The sequence below is a fragment of the Pelovirga sp. genome (assembly GCF_059864205.1).
The window spans coordinates 1-20,468 of sequence record NZ_JCBCBS010000217.1 but is presented as its reverse complement, the minus strand read 5'-3'; the positions used below and the strand labels follow the sequence as shown (position 1 = coordinate 20,468).

The window sequence follows — 20,468 nt, the reverse complement described above, 5'->3', positions numbered from 1 at the left end:
AGGAACAAAGATGAAAAAATATATTTTCGGGTGTCTGCTGATATTGCTGTTAGCGAGCGCCGGCCCACTGGCGGCGCAAACCATTTCCAACGTTGTCGCCGTGGTAAACGCCGACATCATTACCAGCTACCAGCTTGAACGAGCCATTGAGATACTGCTGTCACGTCAGAATCTTTCTCGCACCCCGAGCGACCAGGAGCTGCAGGAACTGCGTCAGGAGGTTCTTGAGCAGTTGATTAACGATCGTCTGCTCCAGCAGCGCAGCAAGGAGCTTGGCCTGCGCGTCAGCGACCAGGAAGTTAACGCCGCCATTGACGATGTCATGACCAGTAATAATCTCGACCCAGCCTCCCTGGAGATAGCCCTCGCCGCTGAAGGGATGACCCTGGAATCCTATCGCCAACAAATCCATGACGAGATCTTGCGCTACAAGCTGATGTCGCAGGAAGTCAATTACCGCGCTCAAGTCACCAGTAGCGAAGTTCGTCGCTATTTTGAAGAACATATTGATCAATTCGACACCCAGACCCGGGTCTTTGTCAGCCGCATCAGTTTTGCTCTACCTGCGGACCGCAGTAGTGCCGATAATGCTCGCATCGAAGAGCAGGCCAACAAAAGCCGGCGGCAACTGCTTGGCGGCACGTCATTCGATACGGTTCTTGCGGAAGCTGGAGACAGTGTTGATGGCGGCATCATGGGGGAGCTGGTGTTGACTGACCTTGCGCCAGCGCTGCAGCAGGCCCTGCAGAATCTGCAAGTAGGCGATGTCAGTGTCCCGACAGAGCTTAATCAGCAACTTCACCTGTTTGTCATAAACGATCGCCGCTCGGGGACCGAGCTGGCGTTCGAACGCGCCAGACGCAGCATCGAAGAACGCCTCAGACGGGAAAAGTCCGAAGCACGCCTTATTGAGTGGGAAAAAGAATTGCGCAGTAACGCCTACATCGATCGCCGGCTATAAGACTGCCGGAGCGGGTTCACGATGCCAACATCCACGATTATTTTTGCTTCACAAGAAAACTGCCGCCAGCGCCTGGCGCAACGGATCAGTGATCTGCAGCTGTTCGATCAACTCTATTTCTGTACCACCCCGAAGGAGTTAAACCGACTGGTCAAAAACACCTCGGCCGATCTGATCTGCTGTGAACTGGAAACCACCGGCGCAGAGTTGCCACACTGGGCAGATCTGGTGCGCAAAGGATTCTGCCGGGTGCTCTGTTTTACCACGGACAAATCCATTATTCGTCTGCGCTTGCCAGTGGGAAGCAGCTATGTCGATGACAAGGCCAACAAAAACACCCTCACTGAAGTCGTGCAGTCCCTGCTTGCATCGCCTCTGCTCAGTCCACCACCAGTCATTAGCGGTATTAACGAACAGATTGCGGCAGAACACAAGGTTTACAGCCGCTTCTACTTTGACACCTTTTTAGGCAAGGAACTGTCACGCAGCAGACTGACCGGACGTCCGGTCAGTCTGCTGCTACTTGAACCGCAGCTGGCCCAACGCCAGCGCAACGATGAGCAGCTCCTGGAACCCTTCCTGGTGCGCGTTACCCGGGTGATCAAAAGCCAGATCAGGTCATCCGATCTGCTCTGCCGCTACCAGCGTCAGCGCTTTGCCATTCTGTTGCCGGAAACCCCGAGGGAAAGGTCTGGCGAGCTGCTTGAACGGATACTCGCCAGTCTGCGCGCCAGCTTCCCGGAGCAAAGGATTCCCTGGACGACAGCGATAGTCAATCCGACCCCGTCCGATCCGGAAAATTCCCACAGCATGATGCAGCACGCAATTACCCAGCTTGAACGGTCGCAGCCAAGACACTAAAAACCCCTCAAAAAAGATCAACCGGCTTTTCTGCCTTCTTCCTTGTTTCCTCCCTTGTGCTTCCGTTATATTGATTCATTGCGCAATGATCTGACTCAAGGAACACAAAATGACACCACTTTTGATCACCATGGGCGACCCGACCGGGATCGGTCCCGAGTTGATTGTCAAAACCCTGCTCACCGGCGACCTGGTCTCCCTGCCGCTACCGGTGCGGGTGATCGGCGATGTTGCTGCCCTTAAACAGGCCGGGCGAATTTTCGGGATAGAAGCCAGGGATCTGGATAAGGGCGGTCCCGTGTGTCACCTCGATTTCAACGGCCACCTGCTCGAGGTTGAAGCCGGTTCGTGCTTGACCGCGGCCAGCCTGACTTACGGGCAACCGGATCACGCCTGTGGCCTCGCCATGGCCAACTACATCGATATGGCAGCACAACAGTGTCTCGATCGGCGTGCCCACGCCATGGTCACTTGTCCGATCAACAAAAAAGCGATTAACACCGCCGGGTTCCGCTTCCCTGGACATACGGAATTTCTCGCCGCGCGCTGCGGGGTACAACAGGTAGTGATGATGCTCGCCGGCACCCGTCTCAAGGTCTGTCTGGTGACCACCCATCTGCCCTTGGCAGCGGTAGCACAACAGCTCACAACTGAGGCAATCCTCACCACCCTGCGCATCACTCATAAGGCGTTACAGCGTCAGTTTGCCTTGCTCCAGCCACGCCTGGCGGTTCTTGCCCTGAATCCCCACGCCGGCGAAGAAGGGCTTTTTGGTGATGAGGAACAACGCCTGATCGTGCCTGCCATTGAAGCTGCATGCGCTGAAGGAATTGCCGCCAGCGGCCCGCACAGTGCCGATACCCTGTTCCATTTTGCCGTACACGAAAATAGCGCCGATGCGGTTATCTGCATGTACCATGATCAGGGGTTGATTCCGCTGAAACTGCTGCACTTTGACGATGCGGTAAACGTTACCCTGGGGTTGCCGATCATCCGCACCAGCGTCGATCACGGCACCGCCTACGACCGCGCCGGCAGCGGCAGCGCCAGTACCGCCAGCCTCTGTGCCGCACTGCGCATGGCGGCAACGATGAGCCCTCAACCCTTTAACGAAACCGACAGAAAACCATGATCGACCATATCCGTATCCGCGGTGCCCGCGAGCACAACCTGAAAAATATTGATATCGACATCCCGCGTGACCAACTGGTGGTGATTACCGGGGTTTCCGGCTCAGGGAAAAGCACCCTGGCATTCGACACCATCTATGCCGAAGGACAGCGCCGCTACGTAGAAAGCCTGTCGGCCTACGCCCGTCAATTTCTCGAGCAGATGGAAAAACCCGATGTCGACCAGATCGACGGCCTGTCACCGGCCATTTCCATCGAACAGAAAACCACTTCGAAGAACCCCCGCTCCACCGTCGGTACAGTGACCGAAATCTATGACTACCTGCGCCTTCTCTATGCCCGGGTCGGCGACATTCTGTGCCATCGCTGCGGTCATAAAATTGCGGCACAAACCGTGGAGCAGATGGTCGACCAGATCATGCTGCTGCCGGAACAGACCCGCCTGATGGTAATGGCCCCCATCATCCGCGAGCGCAAAGGGGAATACCGCAAAGAGCTGGCCCAGCTGCAGGCGGCCGGCTATGTGCGCGTACGTATTGATGGAGAGATGTACGAACTGGGTGATCCCATTACCCTCGACAAGAACAAAAAACATACACTGGAGGTCGTTATCGACCGGCTGGTAGTAAAACCTGATATCTCATCCCGTCTGGCTGAATCAATCGAAACGGCGGTGCAACTAGCCGACGGACTGGTACGCGTCGAGGTTCCCGAAGGCAACAGTATGCTCTTCTCCGCACGCCATGCCTGTATCGAGTGTGGTCTGTCCTACCCGGAAATCACCCCACGTATGTTTTCCTTCAACAACCCTCATGGCGCCTGCCCCGACTGCAGCGGGCTCGGCACGCGCATGCTCTTTGACCGCGAGCAGGTGGTTCCCAATCCGCAACTGTCCCTGCGTGACGGCGCCGTGGTCCCCTGGGACAGCCGCACCGGCTTTTATTATCAGGCGCTGCTCGAGGCGCTTGCTCTGCATTACCAGTTCGACATGCGCACCCCCTTCAATCAACTGACCGAGACCGTGCAGCAGGTAATCCTCTCCGGCTCCAGCGGCGAGAGCATCCGTTTTTTCTACGACCAGGGAGAAAACCGCCATTTTTATGAAAAACCCTTCGAAGGTGTCATCCCCAACCTGGAACGCCGCTACCATGAAACCGATTCCGACGGTGTCAGGGAAAACCTCGAACGTTTCATGAATGTCATCCCCTGCCAGACCTGCAACGGCGCCCGCCTGCGTCCCGAGGCTTTGCACATTACCATTGGCGGCAAGAATATCCAGCAGGCCACCGCCATGTCGATTACCGATGCCGAAGTCTTTTTCCAGGATCTCACCCTGCCCCCCAAAGAGATGGAGATTGCTCGCCGCATCCTTAAAGAGATTCGCGAACGCCTCTCCTTCCTCTCCCATGTCGGCCTGGATTATCTGACCCTGGATCGCAGTGCCGGCACCCTGTCCGGGGGGGAGGGACAACGGATCCGCCTGGCGACCCAGATCGGTTCATCCCTGACCGGGGTTCTGTACATCCTTGATGAACCCTCCATCGGTCTGCACCAGCGCGATAACAAGCGTCTTCTAACCACCCTCAAGCGCCTGCGCGATCTCGGCAATACAGTGCTGGTGGTTGAACATGATGAAGAGACCATCTGTGCAGCCGACCACGTCATTGATATGGGCCCGGCGGCCGGAGTCAATGGTGGCCGCGTCGTCGCCCAGGGAACGCCGCAACAGGTGATGGCCTGCCCGGAATCCCTGACTGCAGACTACCTGTCCGGCCGGCGCCGGATCATGATACCGACGCAGCGGCGCACCAGTGAGCGCTGGCTCGAAATCAAAGGCGCCCGTGCCAACAATCTGCAGTTTGTCGATACCCGTATCCCCCTGGGGGTATTGACCTGTTTTACCGGTGTCTCCGGTTCCGGCAAATCCTCTTTGGTTATCGAAACCCTCTATAAAACCCTGGCCCAGCGCCTGCACCGGGCGCGCGATAAAGCCGGACCGGTCAAGGAGATTAATGGTCTGGAACAGCTCGACAAGGTCATCGATATCGACCAATCCCCCATCGGCCGTACGCCACGTTCCAACCCCGCCACCTACACCGGGGTCTTTACCGACATCCGCGACCTGTTCGCCCAGCTCCCGGAAGCGAAAATTCGCGGTTACAAGCCGGGGCGTTTTTCCTTCAACGTCAAGGGCGGGCGCTGTGAAGCCTGCAGCGGTGATGGCATCATCAAGATTGAGATGCATTTTCTTCCCGATGTCTACGTCCAGTGCGATGTCTGCAAAGGAGCGCGCTACAATCGCGAAACCCTCGAAGTCAAATACAAGGGGAAGAGTATTGCCGATGTGCTGGCCATGACCGTCAACCAGGCCAGCCGGTTTCTCGAAAACATCCCGCGGATTCACAGCAAGCTGCAGACCGTCAGGGATGTCGGCCTTGGTTACATCAAGCTCGGGCAGAGCGCCACCACCCTCTCCGGTGGCGAGGCTCAACGGGTCAAACTGGCACGCGAACTGGGCAAGCGGGCCACGGGAAAAACCATCTATATCCTCGACGAACCGACCACCGGTCTGCACTTTGCCGACATCCACAAACTCCTGGAGGTGCTCAATCGCCTGATCGAAACCGGCAACACCGTGGTGGTGATTGAACACAATCTCGATGTCATCAAAACCGCCGATTACGTCATTGATCTCGGCCCGGAAGGGGGGAGCCGTGGCGGACGCATCATTGTTGCGGGAACCCCGGAAGAGGTTGCCGCTTGTGATGCTTCATATACCGGGCGCTATCTGCGTGACAGCCTTAAGACTGCCGACTAAGGGCAAAAGCGGCGGGAGGTTCTTTCCCTTGGCATTCCTGTCAATCTCAACTATGATGACATCTGGATCACAACCTTAGCGGCCCTGGATGACCCCTGTGGAGTAAAGAATGATCAGCAAGTCAGGCAACAAAAAGTGCAGTCAATGTGGTGCCCTGTTGACCGGCGGCTACTGGTGCAAAGAGTGTAAAGCCGTATTTAAATGCCCGATCCCCGGCTGTGAAGCAACCGTCAAACCGGGGGCGCAGGAGTGTGGGCGCTGCGGTCTGTTCTTTGAAGATTATTTGTCCCAACGCAAAATGTACCGGCGCTGCCCCAAGTGCAAAAAGAAACAGGGACTCTCTGAACATCAATGCCGCTTCTGCCGCCACTGGTTCAATTGCCCCACCTGTGGCGACAAGGTCTCCACCAACACCGTACTGACCTGTCCACGTTGCGGCACCTCCCTGCGTTAATCTGGTGATCGCCAGGGCTTTCGTCCGAATCCATTCAAGCAGCGTTCTGGACTTCCTTAATGAAAACTGCTAACGTTCCGTAACTATTTATCTCTTTCACTGCCGGAGCGTCAATGCTGACATTGCTGGTAGCTATCCTCTGGGCGCTTTCGATCTTGTCTGCCGGACATGCCCTGCTCACCAAACGCGACCCACGCGCCGCTCTCGGCTGGATTGTCACCTGTCTTGCGGTGCCCGGCCTGGGTGCACTGTTCTACTGGCTCCTCGGAGTTAACCGCATCCGCACGCGGGCGCGCGAACTGCAGGAGCAGGGAGAGGGGATGCACTGGCTCCATGTCAATGTCCCCCCCACTGCGCAAGACATTGCCGGCTACCCCAATGATGACACCAGCCGAACATTGATTACCCTGTCCGACGCCGTCACCCGCCGACCACTGGTCAGTGGCAATCAGGTCGACATTCTTCATAACGGTGAACAGACCTACCCGGCCATGCTTGACGCAATCCGCAACGCCCGCGAATCGGTATTTTTCTCCAGCTATATCTTTACTCCTGACAGCCTCGGTATGCAATTTGTCCGGGAGTTAACCGCTGCCGCCGATCGTGGTGTCGACGTGCGCATTCTGATTGATGCCTTTGGTGAACTCTATTCCTATGACAAAGTGCGCCGCCATTTTCGCGGTACGAAAGTCAAGGTCATTACCTTTTTGCCTCCGCGCCTGCTCCACAGCTTTTATTTCAATCTGCGCAATCACCGCAAATTGCTGATCGTTGACAGCCTGATCGGCTTTACCGGCGGCATTAATATCCGCGAACGCCATCTGGCCGAAGCAACTCGGGACTCCATCCGCGTCATTGACATCCATTTCCGCCTGCAGGGTCCGATCTGTGAGCAACTGCGCGATGCTTTCATGGAAGACTGGCACTATGCCACCAAAGAAAAACGCGCACCGCGGGAATGGATCAGGCCACCGGTCATGGGGACAGCCTGTTGTCGCGGCATCAGCGCCGGACCCAACGAACCCCACGAAAAGCTCAACTGGATCATTATCGGAGCCCTGTCGTGCGCCAAGTCCCACATCCGTATTATAACCCCCTATTTTATTCCATCGCGCGCACAGTTAGCTGCCATCAACGTTGCCGCCCTGCGTGGCGTACGCGTCGACATCATCCTGCCCGCCCAGAACAATCTTCCCTTTGTCGGCTGGGCCGCCAACGCCTATCTGTTTGAGGTACTGGAACATGATGCCCGCGTTTATTTTCACCCTCCTCCTTTTGTCCACAGTAAATTGTTGCTGATTGACGACAAATATGCCCTGATCGGCTCCGCTAACATCGATCCGCGCAGTTTACGGCTGAACTTTGAATTCAACGTTGAGGTGTTTGACCAGCACACCGTCGCCGAGCTCTGTCAGCACGTTGATCAGGCCCGTGAGAGATCCCGCCAGGTGACCCTGCAGGAAGTGGACAGCCGTCCCCTGGCTGCGCGCTTGCGTGATTCTTTTTTCAAACTTTTTTCCCCCTATCTGTAGGAGATAAGGATGCCGATTATCACCCTCGATGGCCCGCCGCTGAGCCTGGAAACAAAACGCACCCTTGTTGCTGAACTGAGCAGCCTCGCTGCAGCGGCCTATCAACTCCCGGAATCGACCATCATTGTCATGCTGCGCGAAAATGCTCCCGATCAGGTCGCTGTCGGCGGCACCCTGATTGCGGATCGCTGATAACCCCATGGCCAGACGGACGATTCCGTTCAAATCACTGCCCCTGCTGCTGTCCCTGAGCCTGTTCCTGTTTTCCTGCGCCGGCAGTCGGCCAACAAACCTCGGCGTCACTGCAGACAGACTCTCCCCCTGTCCCGCGTCACCCAACTGTGTCTGCAGTGATTGTGATTCGCTCAAGCACCAGGTCCCGCCCTTTGTCCTTGCCGTCTCAGCCCGGCAAGCCTGGCAGGCAGTTGGTGAACAGATAGCCGCTCTGCCCCGGACCCGGATTATTGCTGTCAGTGATGTTTATCTGCATGTCGAATGCCGCAGTGCTATTTTTGGTTTTGTTGATGACCTCGAACTGCATCTACGCCCGGAAGAGGGGATCATCGCCATGCGTTCCGCCGCACGCTTGGGCTATTACGACTTTGGTGCCAATCGCCGACGAGTAGAAGAGTTGCGAACCACACTGCGTAAAAAGGAGGTACTACATTGACTGGAAAAGTTACCAATTGTACTCAACAGCTGTGATGCAACAAGCGCAGACAGCTGGTCATTATCCCTGCCCCCTGTGTACATGTGACGGAAACAAAGCTCTTGTCCATCGCACGCGAAAAGGACGGTTGTTTTGGCACTGTCACGGTTGCGATCTGATTTTTGTTGATGCGCAAGGACGACCTACGCTGCAACGGGAAAAAGATATTTACCAGCATCACCAGAACAGCCCCGAGCACCACGGCTATGTGACTTTTTTGCGGCGCATTATCAACCCCACTCTGCCGTTATTGAATCCAACCATGCGCGGCCTCGATTTCGGCTGTGGTCCCGGACCGACCTTGAGTGTTTTGCTGAAACGTGAAGACATTAGTTGCGACAATTATGATCCCTTGTTTTTCCCCGCGCTGCCTTCAGGACCATTTGACTTCATCTTTGCAACCGAATGCTTCGAGCATTTTCATACCCCTACCAGGGAACTGCAACAGCTGCGTCAACTGCTGAAACCAGATGGCTATCTGTTTGTCATGACCTCACTCTGGCATGAAAACATCGATCTGCCTACCTGGCGCTATCTGTGTGATCCAACCCATGTCAGTTTCTATCATCGGCGCACCTTCGAGCATATCTGCCGCGTTTACGGGTTTACCTTGCTCGCTTGCGACGATGATCGCATTCTGCTGTTACAGAAAAAACAGCCCACAGGATAAGCATCCTCTGGGCTGTAGGTGATTTATTCAATGTGCTTGCTGTCTTTGTTGCACGATTGCGGGGACAGCCTGCTATTTGCTGTCGGTGGTTTTACCTTCTGCTGAATCGGTCTTCTTGCTTCCGTCACGCGGAAGCTGACAACTGTCAGACATTCAGGTCTGTATCCCTAAGCGCGGCAGAATCCAGCGGTTCAAAATAAACCAGACGGCAACGATACCGAGAATAAGTGCCCATTCCATCTCTTTACTCCTTTGTTTGGATTTAGGATGATTGTAGATGAAACCTCATACAAAGTCAAATATTCATATATTTATATGTTCATTGGGATAAGGATTGTGACCAATAGACCGCCTTGCTGCTGATTCTCCGCCCGGATACTGCCACCGTGCAGGGCAATGGCACTTTTGGCAATAGCCAGACCGATGCCGGTGCCGCCACTCTGGCGATCGCGGGCATCGGCAACCCGGTAAAAGGGATCGAAGATCTTTTCCAGCGCAGCCGTTGGGACACCATGCCCCTGGTCGGAAACCTTGACCTCCCAGAAGCGCCCCTGCGGCGCCAGGGAAACCCTAACCTCTCCAGCTTCGGTGGTGTATTTCACCGCATTACGGATGACATTCTCCAAAGCTTGCGCCAGCAATTCAGCCGAACCGTTTATCGCTGCCGATCCTGATGATTCAAGCTCAACCCGGCACTGACGGGCCGCCGCCTCAAAATCCGCATCCTCCACCACCTTAGCCAGCAGCTCCTGTAGATCAAGGGGGGCAAAACGCTGTTCATTAATACCGCTGGTCATGCGCGTTAACCCCAACAGCTGGCCGATCATTTCATTCATCCGCTGTGCTTCAAGGCTGATACGATCCAGGGCTTTTTCGCCGGCGGCGTTACTTGACTGCTGGCGCGCCAGCTCCAGCGCCACGGTCATACGCGCCAGAGGGGAGCGCAACTCGTGAGAAAGATCACGCAGCAGTTGCTGTTGATTGGAGATCAGGGTTTGAATTTTAGCTGCCATATCATCAAAATCCCGCGCCAGCCCCCCGAGCTCATTCTTGACTTTTATCTGGTCACCAATACGGGTGGCCAGATCACCGGCAGCAAAACGATGGGTGGCGTGGCGCAAACGACTGATCGGTGCCGCCAGGGAACGCGCCAGGACAAAACAGACCACTGCGGTGATAACCAGCAGCAGTAACAGCTGGGCACCCAGAAAACCATGGGTCATCACCTTAAACAAATCGCGCGGCGCCGGTCGCTCCGGCAGGGTGATAACAACGATATAGTCGTTGCCACCGGCGCCTTTTACCGTCGCGGCAATGCCGTTATGCGCCCCCTGCATCGGCAGCACAACCTCACCACTGCGCAGAGCGCGCGATGCCATGTGTTGAACCCGGCGGTGAATAGTGCGCTGACTTAGCAGCTGCAGCTGGTTATCAAAGAGAATCAGCTCGATTTGTGATTCTCGCAATAATCGTTCGGTATATTGATCCACGGCCGGAATCCCGGCGCTCTCGTAGGCGCGAATCGCTTCACGTCCGTATTCGGTGATCGCCCGTCGGGAAAAACTCTGATGGGCCAGGGGTGGAAACTCCTGATCGCGAAAATAGGTCAGCATCACCACCGATGCGGTAACCAGCACGATAATCAGGAGAAAATAGAGAAATATCTTCAAAAACAAACTGCGCATCGAGATTCAGTTCTCCGTCAAGGAATAAAGGTAGCCGATTCCCCGCACAGTGCGGATCCGTTCGGTCTGCTGGTAGCTGTGGCCGAGCTTTTTACGCAGGGCACTGACATGGACATCGATACTGCGATCATAGGCTGAAAGCTGTCGTCCCAAAACCTGTGACACCAGATCTTCACGACTGATAACTTCACCCGCATGGGCAAGCAGAGCTTCGAGCAGACTGAACTCCACTGAGGTCAATTCCACCACCTGACCATTCTGCTTGACGGTGCGGTTTGTTGTATTAAGAACCAGATCACCGACCCGATACTCCCCTTGCGCTTTAAGTTTTGTGCCACCCCTCCGCAAAGAGCCCTCGAGCCGGCGCTGAATTGCACGAATACGCGCCACCAGCTCGCGCGGGTTAAAGGGTTTGGGCAGGTAATCGTCAGCACCCAGTTCCAATCCGACAATGCGGTCGATCTCCTCGCCACGTGCCGTCAGCATGATCACCGGAATACGGCTTATTTCACGAATCCTGCGCAGGACATCAAAACCATTAAGCCCCGGCAGCATGACATCCAGCACCACCAGATCATATGCCTGTCCGGTTGCCACCTCGGCACCCTCATCGCCACGATGAACTGCGGCTACCTGAAACCCTTCCCCTGCTAAATAATCCTGGAGCAGTTCACACAACTCCATGTCATCATCGATCACCAGAATCCGTTCCATTGCGACTCCTGTAAGCCTTGGACAACAATCCTATCGATAGCCTTCTTATCATACCTGCTGACGATTGCCTGTGCTGTAAAGAAATGTAAAGACCTTCGGGCACAACCGCTTTACCTAACTTTACATAAACCTCACAGCTCTTAACCCACATTTACCCTGGTTTTGATTATGGTCTAGCCATAGAAGCACAACAGATTCAACCAACCCACAGATAAAAAGGAGAAAATCATGAAACGAACAATCTTATTCGGTCTGCTTATTGTTGGTCTGCTACTGGTCGGCACTCATGCCTTTAGCTGGTCCGGTGGTCCAGGAATGCGCGGTTGTCAAGACGGCCAACGGACGTCGCAGAGTATGTCGAACGAACACCGCCAGGAACGCCAGCAAGGACAACAACAAAAAATGGCGATCATCCTCGATTTGAGCGAAGAACAGCAACAACAACTGCAGAACCTGCGCGAACAGCACCGGCAACAACAGCAAGTCCTGCGTACCAAAATGCAGGCCAGTCGTGAGCAGCTGCGTGAAGTCGCCAGCGCTAATGAGACTGATGAGGCCGGTATCCGTGCAGCAGTGCAAGAACACGCCGAGTTGAAAACCCGGATGATGGTGGAGGGTGCCAAGCACCGCCAGCAGATTGCTGCGCTACTGACCCCGGAGCAACAGCTAAAGTTTGAACAACTGCGCGAACTCAAGGACGACAATTTCTGCGGCAAGCGTGGGCAGTCCAGCAATTGCGGCGGCGCTGAAAAATCACGTTGCCGTGGTGATCAAGATCAACGCATCTAGGCAATGATCTGCAACTTCAGCTGAGGATGCAACGACAGGCGATGTACCATTATGGTGATCGCCTGTCGTTTTTTTGTAACTGTTCAGACGTCATTCAACGGTTGCCAACGCCCGGTAGTTTATGCTGTTATCAATCCTGCCTGAATTAATCAATTCGTCTGCCGATAAGAAAGAAAAACCATGCATCAACAACTCTCCCCCGTTGAAATCCGCATCCTCGGCGCTCTGATCGAAAAAGAGCTGGCAACGCCGGAATACTACCCCTTAAGTCTGAATGCCCTGACCAATGCCTGTAACCAGAAATCGAATCGCGATCCGGTCATGGCGCTGACCGAAGAAGAGGTCGTCCAGGGACTCGACGATCTGCGGCGCCGACAGCTGATTTATCGTTCTGCAGAAGGGGTGCGCACCCCGCGCTATTGTCATCATCTTCAAGGAATGCTGCATTTAAATCGCAGCGCGCTGGCGCTGCTGGCGATCCTGCTGTTGCGCGGACCCCAGACGATCGGCGAAATTCGCAGCCGTTGTGAACGGATGCAGGCCTTTGCTGACCTTGCCGAAGTGGAAGCCGTACTGAGCGATCTGAGCACTGCCGAACCACCCCTGGTTGTGCAACTGCCCCGACAGCCTGGGCGCAAGGAGTGCCGCTATATTGATCTGTTGCGCGCCGAGGCCACAGCTGTAGGGATAACTGAAGGGACAATGTCGGAACAAACAGAGGCAAACGTCTCGAGCAGTGATCGTCTCACCCACCTGGAGGGAAAAGTTTCCCTGCTGGAGCAGGAGATTTCCCGCCTGCAGGAGGAAACCAGCAGCATTCTCAACCAGTTTGACGAGTTCAAGTCACAGTTTGAATAATGGCGGGATCAGAACAGCAGCACCGGACAGCGCACATTGTGCAACACGTAATTGGCAACGGAGCCGAACAACACATCACGAATCTCGCCACGGCCACTACGACGCCCCAGCACCAGCAGTTGAAAATCTTCGTTATTAGCAATCTGCGGAATCAGCCGCCGCGGCATCCCGAATTCCATTCGCAGTTCCACATCCAGCCCGGCAGCGCGAAGCCTGTCGATCAGTTTCCCCATCCGCTCGGTTGCTGCCTGCATGGCATTTTCGCGCACCATCTCAATCTGAAAGTCGGGGATCATCCGATAGGCCAATTGATCGTTGATCACATGCAACAGCACCAGGCGCGCGCCAAACCTCTCGCGCTTACTGATGATGTCATCGATAGTTTTATGAGTGGTCGCAGAATCGTTGATCGGAACTAGTATCCGAGGCTTCATCAGTCGCTCCTATGCCGTTGCTACGGTTTATCTGCTTATGCCGCCAATATAAAATATCACTCTGTGTCACGGCCATTCTTATGGTTGAGGCTTTGGGGGCGGCAAAAACTGCATCGGCATGACTTTCGTGTATTTTCCTGTATCAGCACCACTCCCTAGCTCAAACCTTGATCAACCGCCCTTTTTGCACCATATCACAATCAACCGTACACCAGGCGCGGCAGAAACAGCACCAGATCGGGCCAGAAGGTCAAGAGCAGCAGAATCGCCAATTGAATCAGCAAAAAGGGCATGACCGCTTTCGACACATAGACCAGGTCACGGTTGACCGTCGCCCCGGCAATATAGAGGCTTACCCCCAACGGCGGGGTACAGTAACCAATCCCCAGATTGATAGTCATCAGCAAACCGAAGTGCATGGTGTCGATACCAAACTGACTCAATAACGGCAGAAAGATCGGCGTCAGGATCAGGGTGGCTGAAATAATATCCATGAACATGCCGATGACCAGCAACAGGATATTGACGGCGAGCAAAAACACCCAGGGGGAATCGATACTGTTGACCACGGCATTGGCTATCTTGTTAGGAATCTGCTCAAAGGTGAGATATTCTCCAAACACCGATGCGCCGGCAACGATGATTAATAACGTCGCTGAGGTTACCGCTGAAGACACAACGACGCGCTTGACATCACGCAGTTTCAGATCACGATGGATCACAATTTCAACAAAAAAGGCATAAAAACAAGCGACCACCGCCGCTTCGTTGGCGGTAAAAAGACCGGAATATATGCCACCGAAAATCAGCACCGGCAACAACAAGGCCCAGATGCTCTCACGGATCACCTTGCCAGCTTCCTTGAGGGTCGGTCGGTCGGTGGTCTGCAGCCCCTGCTTCTTACAGACAATGTAGGCGTAGAGACTCATCGCTGCCATAATGATCAGCCCGGGGATAAAGCCGGTCAGAAACAAAGCTTCTAAGGGATCATTACTGACCATGGCGTAAAGAATCATGGCGATGGACGGAGGGATGATCACGCCAAGGATCGGTGCCGTGGTCATCACCCCGACGGAAAACTTTTCATCGTAATTATTTTTGATTAGTGCCGGAATCATAAAGCCGCCGATAGCCACCACTGTAGCGACGGTCGAACCGGAGATGGCACCGAAAAAGCCGCAGGCGAGAATCCCCGCCATCGCCAGGCCGCCGGGCAGAAATCCAACCATCACATTAGCGGTATTAATGAGCTTTTTGACAATGGTGCCGGTCGTCATGATATTGCCGCAGAGGACGAAAAACATGACAACAACCAGGGCAAATTTATCCATGCTGCGATACAACACCTCGATAACAATACGTGGATCGATATCGAGGAGAAACACCAGTCCAAAGGTGCCGGTAAAAAACAGCGCCATAAACACCGGCACGGTAGCGGCCAGGCAGCCAAGTAACAGGGCGAGAATCAACAGGTAGCTCATTTCCATGTCATCTCTCCCCGGTCATATCCTGGATACCACGCCAGTCCTCAACCATCACCACCAGGGTGCGAAAAAACATCATCACTCCCATGATCGGCAGTACCGCGTAAAAATACCATTCGGGAATCTGCAGCGTACTGGTGCGAGCGAACGGGTCATGATACATCATGACCGTCATGGTCCACCCGAGCTTGACCATTACCCCGGCAAAAAACAGCACCGCAATGTGCGAGATCAGGGTCAGCGGTCGCTTGAGCACCGGAAAAATCTGCGGCAGGGCATCAATACGGATCAGCGAACGACTGCGAATCGCCGTTACCGCACCGATATAGGTAGAAAAAAAGATGACCTTACGCACCACCTCATCCGACCAGTAGATATTGATATCGCCCCCGCTCTTGCGCATGATGACATTGGCCATGGCCGCCAGCAGGGCGGCACTGACCGCAATAAACAGCGACCATTCTTCAACAAATAACAAGGAACGATCAATTTTTTTAAAGATTCTTTTCAGCATTGTCCGTGTCCGGCTCCGCTAACTTTTGCCATATCGGCTGGGAAAGGTGGTATCGGGGTGTAGATCGTCTCTACGCTTTTTGGTGAGGTCAAACGAAAGACGGGACCAAAGAGGGATCCTCTCCGGCCCCGTCATAGCGAGGGCGATTATACAGAGATTATCTTTAACTGCCAAGCTTTGCCCGTACCAACTCGAGATATTCCGCACCGATACGCTCACTCCAGCGTTGCAGAACCGGTTCAGACATTTTTTTCAACTCGTTCAGATCGGCTTCCGAGAGTTGGTGAATCTGTACCCCCGCAGCCTGAGCAGCCGCGAGCTGCTCATCATGCTGACGGCGGGTGGCTTCACGCGATTTGGCACTTTCTTCAGCGACAACTTCAAGGAAGATGACGCGCAGATCCTCCGGTAGGCGATCGAGCCAGCGCTTGTTAACCAGATGAACAAACAGCCCCTGAGCGTAATTCAACTCGGTGAAATGCTTGGCGACGGTAAACTTTTTGGTAATATTACAAACGATGGCGGTGTGATCAAGACCGGTGATCACCCCGGTCTGCAGCGCCTGAGGCACATCGGGCCAGGGCATTACGGTGAACTTCAATCCCCAGGCGCGATAAAAATCGGTATTGACCGGGGCTTCGGCAATGCGGAAATTAACACTTTTGGCAGCCTCAAGGCTGTCTACCGGCACCGTCGTAGCCCAACCATAAGGACCGTAATTGGTAATATCGGCAACATAAATGCCTCCGGATAAAGCACTGTCAGCAAAGGGTTGCCAGATTTCCGGGTCCGCTCTGAACGTATCGAGTTTGTCGAAGGTATCAACAACATAGGGCAGATTAACAATGCCCAGGATGTCGGCCACATTGGCCGCCGCCACCGAAGAACTGAGCATACCGTGAACAGCACCAAGGCGCAGCTTGCTAATCACGTCACGCTCTCCCCCCAATTGTGCCAGGGGGCGATAGTCGACATAGATCTGACCATTAGTGCGCTCCCAGACCACATCGCGAATGCGATAGCCGGCAGCAACTCCCTCGATAACCGGATGCGAGATGTTGGAAAGAATGTAGGTATACTTGGCTCCACTAGGGTCAAACTTGGGTTGCCAGCTCGCCAGAGGATCCTCATTCGCCGCACCCTGAGCGGCCAGACCAAACAACAAAAGAAAAACCACAAACATCATCTTTTTCACACCAAAACCTCCCATAGAGAAAAGATATGATCAAACAGGGTTTGATCTACACAAACAAAAGTTAATCATGAGTAAATTCAATAGGTTAGCAGATCAATATATACCTGTTACAGTGTTTTAAGGTCAACAAAAAAAGCCGGGAGGCGAGGCCAACCCGGCTTTTTCAATCAGGATGCTCTCCTGCTCGATCAGTTATTCAGGCGCTCCTGCACCCGCTGGAGAAAGTCAGCCCCGATACGATCCTGCCACTGGTTGATCACCGGCTCAACCTGCTGTTTCATCGCTGCCAGATCCTGCTCCGGCAAGCGGGAGAAAGACACTCCGGCAGCCCGGGCCTTCGCCATTTCACGCTGGTCCTGTTCCTGGCCGGCCAGTCGCGCCTTCCCACTTTCTTCAGCAATAATGCGCAACAGCGTATCGCGCAAGTCCGCCGGTAAGCGCTGCAACCAGCGCTCGTTGATCAAGTGGATGTAAAGCCCCTGGGCATAGTCGATCTGGGTATAATGTTTGGCGGTGTTGAAAAAATTCCCGGTGCTGACAACCGTCGGGGTATGATCAAGACCGGTAATAACCCCGGTCTGCAAGGCTTGGGGCACATCGGGCCAGGGCATGACGGTGAACTGCAGCCCCCAGGCACGATACATATCGATATTAACCGGTGCCTGAGCAATGCGGAAAATGACGCTTTTCGCTTCCTCAAGACTGGTCACCGGGGTACGGGTTGCCCAGCCATAGCCACCATAGGCGGTGAAATCAGCAACACGGATGCCGGATTTCAGCGCCTCAGCGCCATACTCTTCAAACAGCTCGGCATCTTGACGAAACTGCTGCAACTGATCGAAACTGCCAACGAGAAATGGCAGATTGACCAGACCCAAACGCGGAGAGATATTCGGGGCGGCAACGGAAGAACTCATCATGCCATGAACAGCACCCATTCGCAGTTTGCCGATGACATCCATCTCGCCGCCCAGTTGGGACATGGGGCGATAATCGACAAACAAGCGGCCATTGGTCTCTTCCCAGACCCGGTCGCGGATGCGGAAACCGACACGCACACCTTCAATTGCCGGATGACCGACACAGGAGAGCAGATAGGTATGCTCCGCTGCACGCGGGTCAAACCGGGGCTGCCACTCAGCCAGAGGATCGTTCGCCAGAACGGCACCAGGGATCAGCAACAAGGCTGTCAACCCAATTGTCATCAACTTTTGTCTCATTATCTCTCTCCTTAAAAAAACAGTATGGCATGGATGGCACAGTAAAACACAATCTCGCCTTTAAAACAATAAGTTAGATCGCTAAACCGGTGGCGGTCACACCCCTTTTCCGGCGCTCCGGACAGAGCGGATTGTGCTGGCGGGTATAAGCTGGCGGCTGAAAAACAGCTGCATCTGTCGTCTCCTCTGTGTTAATGGTAGCATGACTCTTATCATTGTGGAGATAAGCCCCCCCATGCCCCACTCCAAGACCCTCCAAAAGCCCGAACTGCTGGCCCCGGCCGGCAGTCTCGAAGCCTTTTTTGCCGCTGTTGATGCCGGTGCCGATGCTGTTTATACCGGACTGAAGGATTTTTCCGCCCGCGCCAAAGCCAAAAACTTCAGCCTCGCCGACATTGAACGTATGACCAGCTATCTGCATGCCGATGGCAAACGTCTCTACGTCACCCTCAACACCCTGATCCGCGAAAACGAGCTGTCCCACCTGATCGATACCCTGTCAGCGCTGGAATCCTTCGCGGTTGATGCTGTCATTATTCAGGATTTAACCATCTGGAAACTGGTCAGGGAACACTTTCCCGGCCTGGAAGTACATTCTTCAACACAGCTGACCATCCACAATGTCGCCGGTGTCAAGATGCTTGAGCGCCTCGGTTTTACCCGCACGGTGCTGGCGCGGGAACTGACCCTGGCAGAAATCGCTTTTATTCGCAGCCAGACGCGCATGGAACTGGAGCATTTCATCCACGGCGCCCTGTGTTTCTCCTTCAGTGGTCAGTGTTACTTCTCATCGTTTTTAGGTGGCAAAAGCGGCAACCGTGGACGCTGCACCCAGCCCTGCCGCCGCAATTATCGCCACCACCAGCAGCAGGGGTTTTTCTTCTCCCCCAATGATCTTTCCGCCATCGACCTGCTGCCGCAACTGACAAACGCCGGAATCTGCAGCTTCAAGATAGAGGGAAGGATGAAAAGCGCCGAATACGTCCATAAGGTCGTGGGGGCTTACCGGCGGGTCATGGACGCCTCTGAAACAGACCGCAAACAGGTCCTCACGGCTGCCAAGCAACAACTCAAGGAAAGTTTCGGCCGCCAGCCGACCCGTGGTTTTCTTTCCGGCAGCCAGCCGGATGATATGGCCATTCCCTCACAAAAAGGGGCAACCGGGCGCTTTATCGGTAAAATCCGCCAGGTCCAGGGTAGTCGCCTTAGTTTTACCACATCACAGCCGCTGCATTTAGGTGACCGTCTACGGATTCAGCCGGCCAACGACAAAAGCGGCAGCGCCTTTACCCTGCGCCAATTGTTCAGCGGCACGCGCCAGGTAAAAAAAGCCCCCGGCGCTACACAGGTGACCGTCCTCTCCCCCTTTGACCAGCGTTTTTCCCCGGGGGACAGCGTCTTTATGGTGGCCAGTGCCGATGCCTTTACCTTGAGCGATGCCGCCGCGCGCCGCAAACTTGAACATCGCCGTCCGCCCGGTGAGGTTGTTGACCTCGCCATCAGCGTGACCGCCGCCGACATTGCCATCCGCGCAACGATCAAGCGGCAGTGCATGGATTTTACCTATCCCCTCACCAGCTTTGCCGCCACCAGTCAACCTCTGGATATAGCGGTACTCGAGCAGGTGTTCGCTGCTGTCGCTGATGAACCTTTCGTTCTTGGATCCTTAATCTGTGGCGAACTGCCAGCGATTGTCATCCCCCCAAAACAGCTCAAACAGATCCGCCGCACCTTTTATCGCGATCTGCGTCTGGCTCGCCAACAGGACATCCAGCGGCGGCGCCACGATCAGCGCCAGGCCGCCGTCGCTTCCCTGCTGCCGGCCGCCGGCAAGCCCCACCGGAAGTCAGAGTTCCGGGCACTACTTGGCGATACCCGCGAGCAGCATCTGCTCAATAACGAGCTGATCGATGCCCTGCTGCTGCCGATCAACAGCCACAGTTTGCAACAGGCCGACAAACTACGTCGCCGTGCCGACCAGATCATCTGGGACCTCCCCTTCGTCCTTTTTGACCAGGACTGGCAGGACCATCAAGTGGCCATCCGTACCCTGGTGCAGGCCGGCTTTCGCCGGTTTCGCCTGAGCAATCTCGGCCACTTCCCCCTGTTTGACGGGATCACCGATCTCAAACTCTACAGCAGCTATCGCCTCTTTGCTCTTAACAGCCAGGCGGTCGCCGCCTGGAACGCGCTGAACATCGCTGATGTTGAACTCTATATCGAGGATGATCGCGACAACCTCGCGGCCATCCTCTCACGCCAACTGCCGGTGCCCACCAGCCTCATGGTCTATGGGAGGGTTCCCCTGCTGACCTCGCGCATCCGCGTCCGCCAGCTGCGCAGCGAAGGCCCGGTTCTTTCTGACCGTAACGATACCTACCGGGTTCATCAGCGCCAGGGGTTGACCTGGTTGTTCAGTGAAACCCCCTTTTCCTTTAGA

19 protein-coding genes are annotated in these 20,468 nt (G+C 54.8%); 12 read left to right on the top strand and 7 right to left on the bottom strand.

All coding sequences use genetic code 11. The annotated features are described in order from the left end of the window. The first annotated feature begins 10 nt into the window (after positions 1-10). The 9 genes from AC6F7T_RS13570 to AC6F7T_RS13530 all read left to right on the top strand — a co-directional run bounded on the left by AC6F7T_RS13570 (position 11) and on the right by AC6F7T_RS13530 (position 9,135). The gene (locus AC6F7T_RS13570) at positions 11-961 is read left to right on the top strand and encodes a SurA N-terminal domain-containing protein (protein WP_500719700.1); all 951 of its coding nucleotides are present in this window, start codon (positions 11-13) and stop codon (positions 959-961) included. 21 nt (positions 962-982) lie between these two features. Further along, entirely contained in the window at positions 983-1,822 is an 840-nt protein-coding gene (locus tag AC6F7T_RS13565; protein WP_500719698.1) for a diguanylate cyclase domain-containing protein, read from the top strand. A 109-nt stretch (positions 1,823-1,931) separates the two neighbouring features. Further along, positions 1,932-2,954, top strand: a complete 1,023-nt coding sequence (gene pdxA / locus AC6F7T_RS13560; RefSeq protein WP_500719696.1) for a 4-hydroxythreonine-4-phosphate dehydrogenase PdxA — start codon at positions 1,932-1,934, stop codon at positions 2,952-2,954. Continuing rightward, positions 2,951-5,770 carry an excinuclease ABC subunit UvrA gene (uvrA, locus tag AC6F7T_RS13555; RefSeq protein ID WP_500719695.1) on the top strand — a complete coding sequence of 940 codons (2,820 nt, stop codon included), beginning with the start codon at positions 2,951-2,953 and terminating at the stop codon, positions 5,768-5,770. Before pdxA ends, uvrA begins: the two co-directional genes overlap by 4 nt. A 109-nt stretch (positions 5,771-5,879) precedes the next feature. Beyond that, positions 5,880-6,224: a hypothetical protein gene (locus AC6F7T_RS13550; RefSeq protein ID WP_500719693.1), complete on the top strand. Its 345-nt coding sequence runs from the start codon at positions 5,880-5,882 to the stop codon at positions 6,222-6,224. Positions 6,225-6,337: 113 nt separating this feature from the next. Further along, positions 6,338-7,756 (top strand): cardiolipin synthase, encoded by a 1,419-nt coding sequence (gene cls, locus AC6F7T_RS13545; protein WP_500719692.1) that lies wholly within the window; start codon positions 6,338-6,340, stop codon positions 7,754-7,756. Between the two features lie 9 nt (positions 7,757-7,765). After that, complete coding sequence (dmpI, locus tag AC6F7T_RS13540; protein WP_500719690.1) at positions 7,766-7,948, top strand: 4-oxalocrotonate tautomerase DmpI; 183 nt, start codon at positions 7,766-7,768, stop codon at positions 7,946-7,948. Positions 7,949-7,955: 7 nt separating this feature from the next. Beyond that, on the top strand, positions 7,956-8,426 hold the full coding sequence (locus AC6F7T_RS13535) for a DUF1499 domain-containing protein (protein WP_500719688.1): 471 nt from the start codon (positions 7,956-7,958) through the stop codon (positions 8,424-8,426). A 127-nt stretch (positions 8,427-8,553) separates the two neighbouring features. Further along, positions 8,554-9,135 (top strand): methyltransferase domain-containing protein, encoded by a 582-nt coding sequence (locus tag AC6F7T_RS13530; RefSeq protein WP_500719686.1) that lies wholly within the window; start codon positions 8,554-8,556, stop codon positions 9,133-9,135. A gap of 311 nt (positions 9,136-9,446) precedes the next feature. Here AC6F7T_RS13530 and AC6F7T_RS13525 read toward each other — a convergent pair whose 3' ends face one another. Both AC6F7T_RS13525 and AC6F7T_RS13520 read right to left on the bottom strand, forming a co-directional pair. Continuing rightward, a complete protein-coding gene (locus tag AC6F7T_RS13525; protein WP_500719684.1) occupies positions 9,447-10,820 on the bottom strand; it encodes an ATP-binding protein in 1,374 nt (457 codons plus the stop codon). 6 nt (positions 10,821-10,826) lie between these two features. After that, the gene (locus AC6F7T_RS13520; protein WP_500719683.1) at positions 10,827-11,534 is read right to left on the bottom strand and encodes a response regulator; all 708 of its coding nucleotides are present in this window, start codon (positions 11,532-11,534) and stop codon (positions 10,827-10,829) included. A gap of 228 nt (positions 11,535-11,762) precedes the next feature. On the opposite strand from AC6F7T_RS13520, the gene AC6F7T_RS13515 reads away from it, so the two are divergent. Next, a complete protein-coding gene (locus tag AC6F7T_RS13515; RefSeq protein WP_500719681.1) occupies positions 11,763-12,323 on the top strand; it encodes a Spy/CpxP family protein refolding chaperone in 561 nt (186 codons plus the stop codon). Between the two features lie 180 nt (positions 12,324-12,503). Next, the gene (locus AC6F7T_RS13510) at positions 12,504-13,181 is read left to right on the top strand and encodes a DUF480 domain-containing protein (RefSeq protein ID WP_500719679.1); all 678 of its coding nucleotides are present in this window, start codon (positions 12,504-12,506) and stop codon (positions 13,179-13,181) included. A gap of 8 nt (positions 13,182-13,189) precedes the next feature. On the opposite strand, the gene AC6F7T_RS13505 is transcribed toward AC6F7T_RS13510, so the two are convergent. The 5 genes from AC6F7T_RS13505 to AC6F7T_RS13485 form a co-directional block, all read right to left on the bottom strand. Beyond that, positions 13,190-13,615: a universal stress protein gene (locus tag AC6F7T_RS13505; RefSeq protein ID WP_500719677.1), complete on the bottom strand. Its 426-nt coding sequence runs from the start codon at positions 13,613-13,615 to the stop codon at positions 13,190-13,192. A 200-nt stretch (positions 13,616-13,815) separates the two neighbouring features. Continuing rightward, positions 13,816-15,102, bottom strand: coding sequence for a TRAP transporter large permease subunit (locus tag AC6F7T_RS13500; protein ID WP_500719675.1), 1,287 nt, complete (start codon positions 15,100-15,102; stop codon positions 13,816-13,818). 1 nt (position 15,103) lies between these two features. Beyond that, the gene (locus tag AC6F7T_RS13495) at positions 15,104-15,613 is read right to left on the bottom strand and encodes a TRAP transporter small permease subunit (protein WP_500719674.1); all 510 of its coding nucleotides are present in this window, start codon (positions 15,611-15,613) and stop codon (positions 15,104-15,106) included. 163 nt (positions 15,614-15,776) lie between these two features. Beyond that, positions 15,777-16,799, bottom strand: a complete 1,023-nt coding sequence (locus AC6F7T_RS13490) for a TRAP transporter substrate-binding protein DctP (RefSeq protein WP_500719788.1) — start codon at positions 16,797-16,799, stop codon at positions 15,777-15,779. Positions 16,800-16,996: 197 nt separating this feature from the next. Next, positions 16,997-18,028, bottom strand: coding sequence for a TRAP transporter substrate-binding protein DctP (locus AC6F7T_RS13485; RefSeq protein ID WP_500719672.1), 1,032 nt, complete (start codon positions 18,026-18,028; stop codon positions 16,997-16,999). A 235-nt stretch (positions 18,029-18,263) separates the two neighbouring features. On the opposite strand from AC6F7T_RS13485, the gene AC6F7T_RS13480 reads away from it, so the two are divergent. Beyond that, the coding region (locus AC6F7T_RS13480; protein ID WP_500719670.1) for a U32 family peptidase at positions 18,264-20,468 on the top strand (2,205 nt) is incomplete at its 3' end.

Bases quoted from the DNA above. Each gene is read 5' to 3' on its own strand.
- AC6F7T_RS13570 (WP_500719700.1), top strand. From the start codon at position 11: ATGAAAAAATATATTTTCGGGTGTCTGCTGATATTGCTGTTAGCGAGC.
- AC6F7T_RS13565 (WP_500719698.1), top strand. From the start codon at position 983: ATGCCAACATCCACGATTATTTTTGCTTCACAAGAAAACTGCCGCCAG.
- pdxA (WP_500719696.1), top strand. From the start codon at position 1,932: ATGACACCACTTTTGATCACCATGGGCGACCCGACCGGGATCGGTCCC.
- uvrA (WP_500719695.1), top strand. From the start codon at position 2,951: ATGATCGACCATATCCGTATCCGCGGTGCCCGCGAGCACAACCTGAAA.
- AC6F7T_RS13550 (WP_500719693.1), top strand. From the start codon at position 5,880: ATGATCAGCAAGTCAGGCAACAAAAAGTGCAGTCAATGTGGTGCCCTG.
- cls (WP_500719692.1), top strand. From the start codon at position 6,338: ATGCTGACATTGCTGGTAGCTATCCTCTGGGCGCTTTCGATCTTGTCT.
- dmpI (WP_500719690.1), top strand. From the start codon at position 7,766: ATGCCGATTATCACCCTCGATGGCCCGCCGCTGAGCCTGGAAACAAAA.
- AC6F7T_RS13535 (WP_500719688.1), top strand. From the start codon at position 7,956: ATGGCCAGACGGACGATTCCGTTCAAATCACTGCCCCTGCTGCTGTCC.
- AC6F7T_RS13525 (WP_500719684.1), bottom strand. From the start codon at position 10,820: ATGCGCAGTTTGTTTTTGAAGATATTTCTCTATTTTCTCCTGATTATC.
- AC6F7T_RS13520 (WP_500719683.1), bottom strand. From the start codon at position 11,534: ATGGAACGGATTCTGGTGATCGATGATGACATGGAGTTGTGTGAACTG.
- AC6F7T_RS13515 (WP_500719681.1), top strand. From the start codon at position 11,763: ATGAAACGAACAATCTTATTCGGTCTGCTTATTGTTGGTCTGCTACTG.
- AC6F7T_RS13510 (WP_500719679.1), top strand. From the start codon at position 12,504: ATGCATCAACAACTCTCCCCCGTTGAAATCCGCATCCTCGGCGCTCTG.
- AC6F7T_RS13505 (WP_500719677.1), bottom strand. From the start codon at position 13,615: ATGAAGCCTCGGATACTAGTTCCGATCAACGATTCTGCGACCACTCAT.
- AC6F7T_RS13500 (WP_500719675.1), bottom strand. From the start codon at position 15,102: ATGGAAATGAGCTACCTGTTGATTCTCGCCCTGTTACTTGGCTGCCTG.
- AC6F7T_RS13495 (WP_500719674.1), bottom strand. From the start codon at position 15,613: ATGCTGAAAAGAATCTTTAAAAAAATTGATCGTTCCTTGTTATTTGTT.
- AC6F7T_RS13490 (WP_500719788.1), bottom strand. From the start codon at position 16,799: ATGATGTTTGTGGTTTTTCTTTTGTTGTTTGGTCTGGCCGCTCAGGGT.
- AC6F7T_RS13485 (WP_500719672.1), bottom strand. From the start codon at position 18,028: ATGAGACAAAAGTTGATGACAATTGGGTTGACAGCCTTGTTGCTGATC.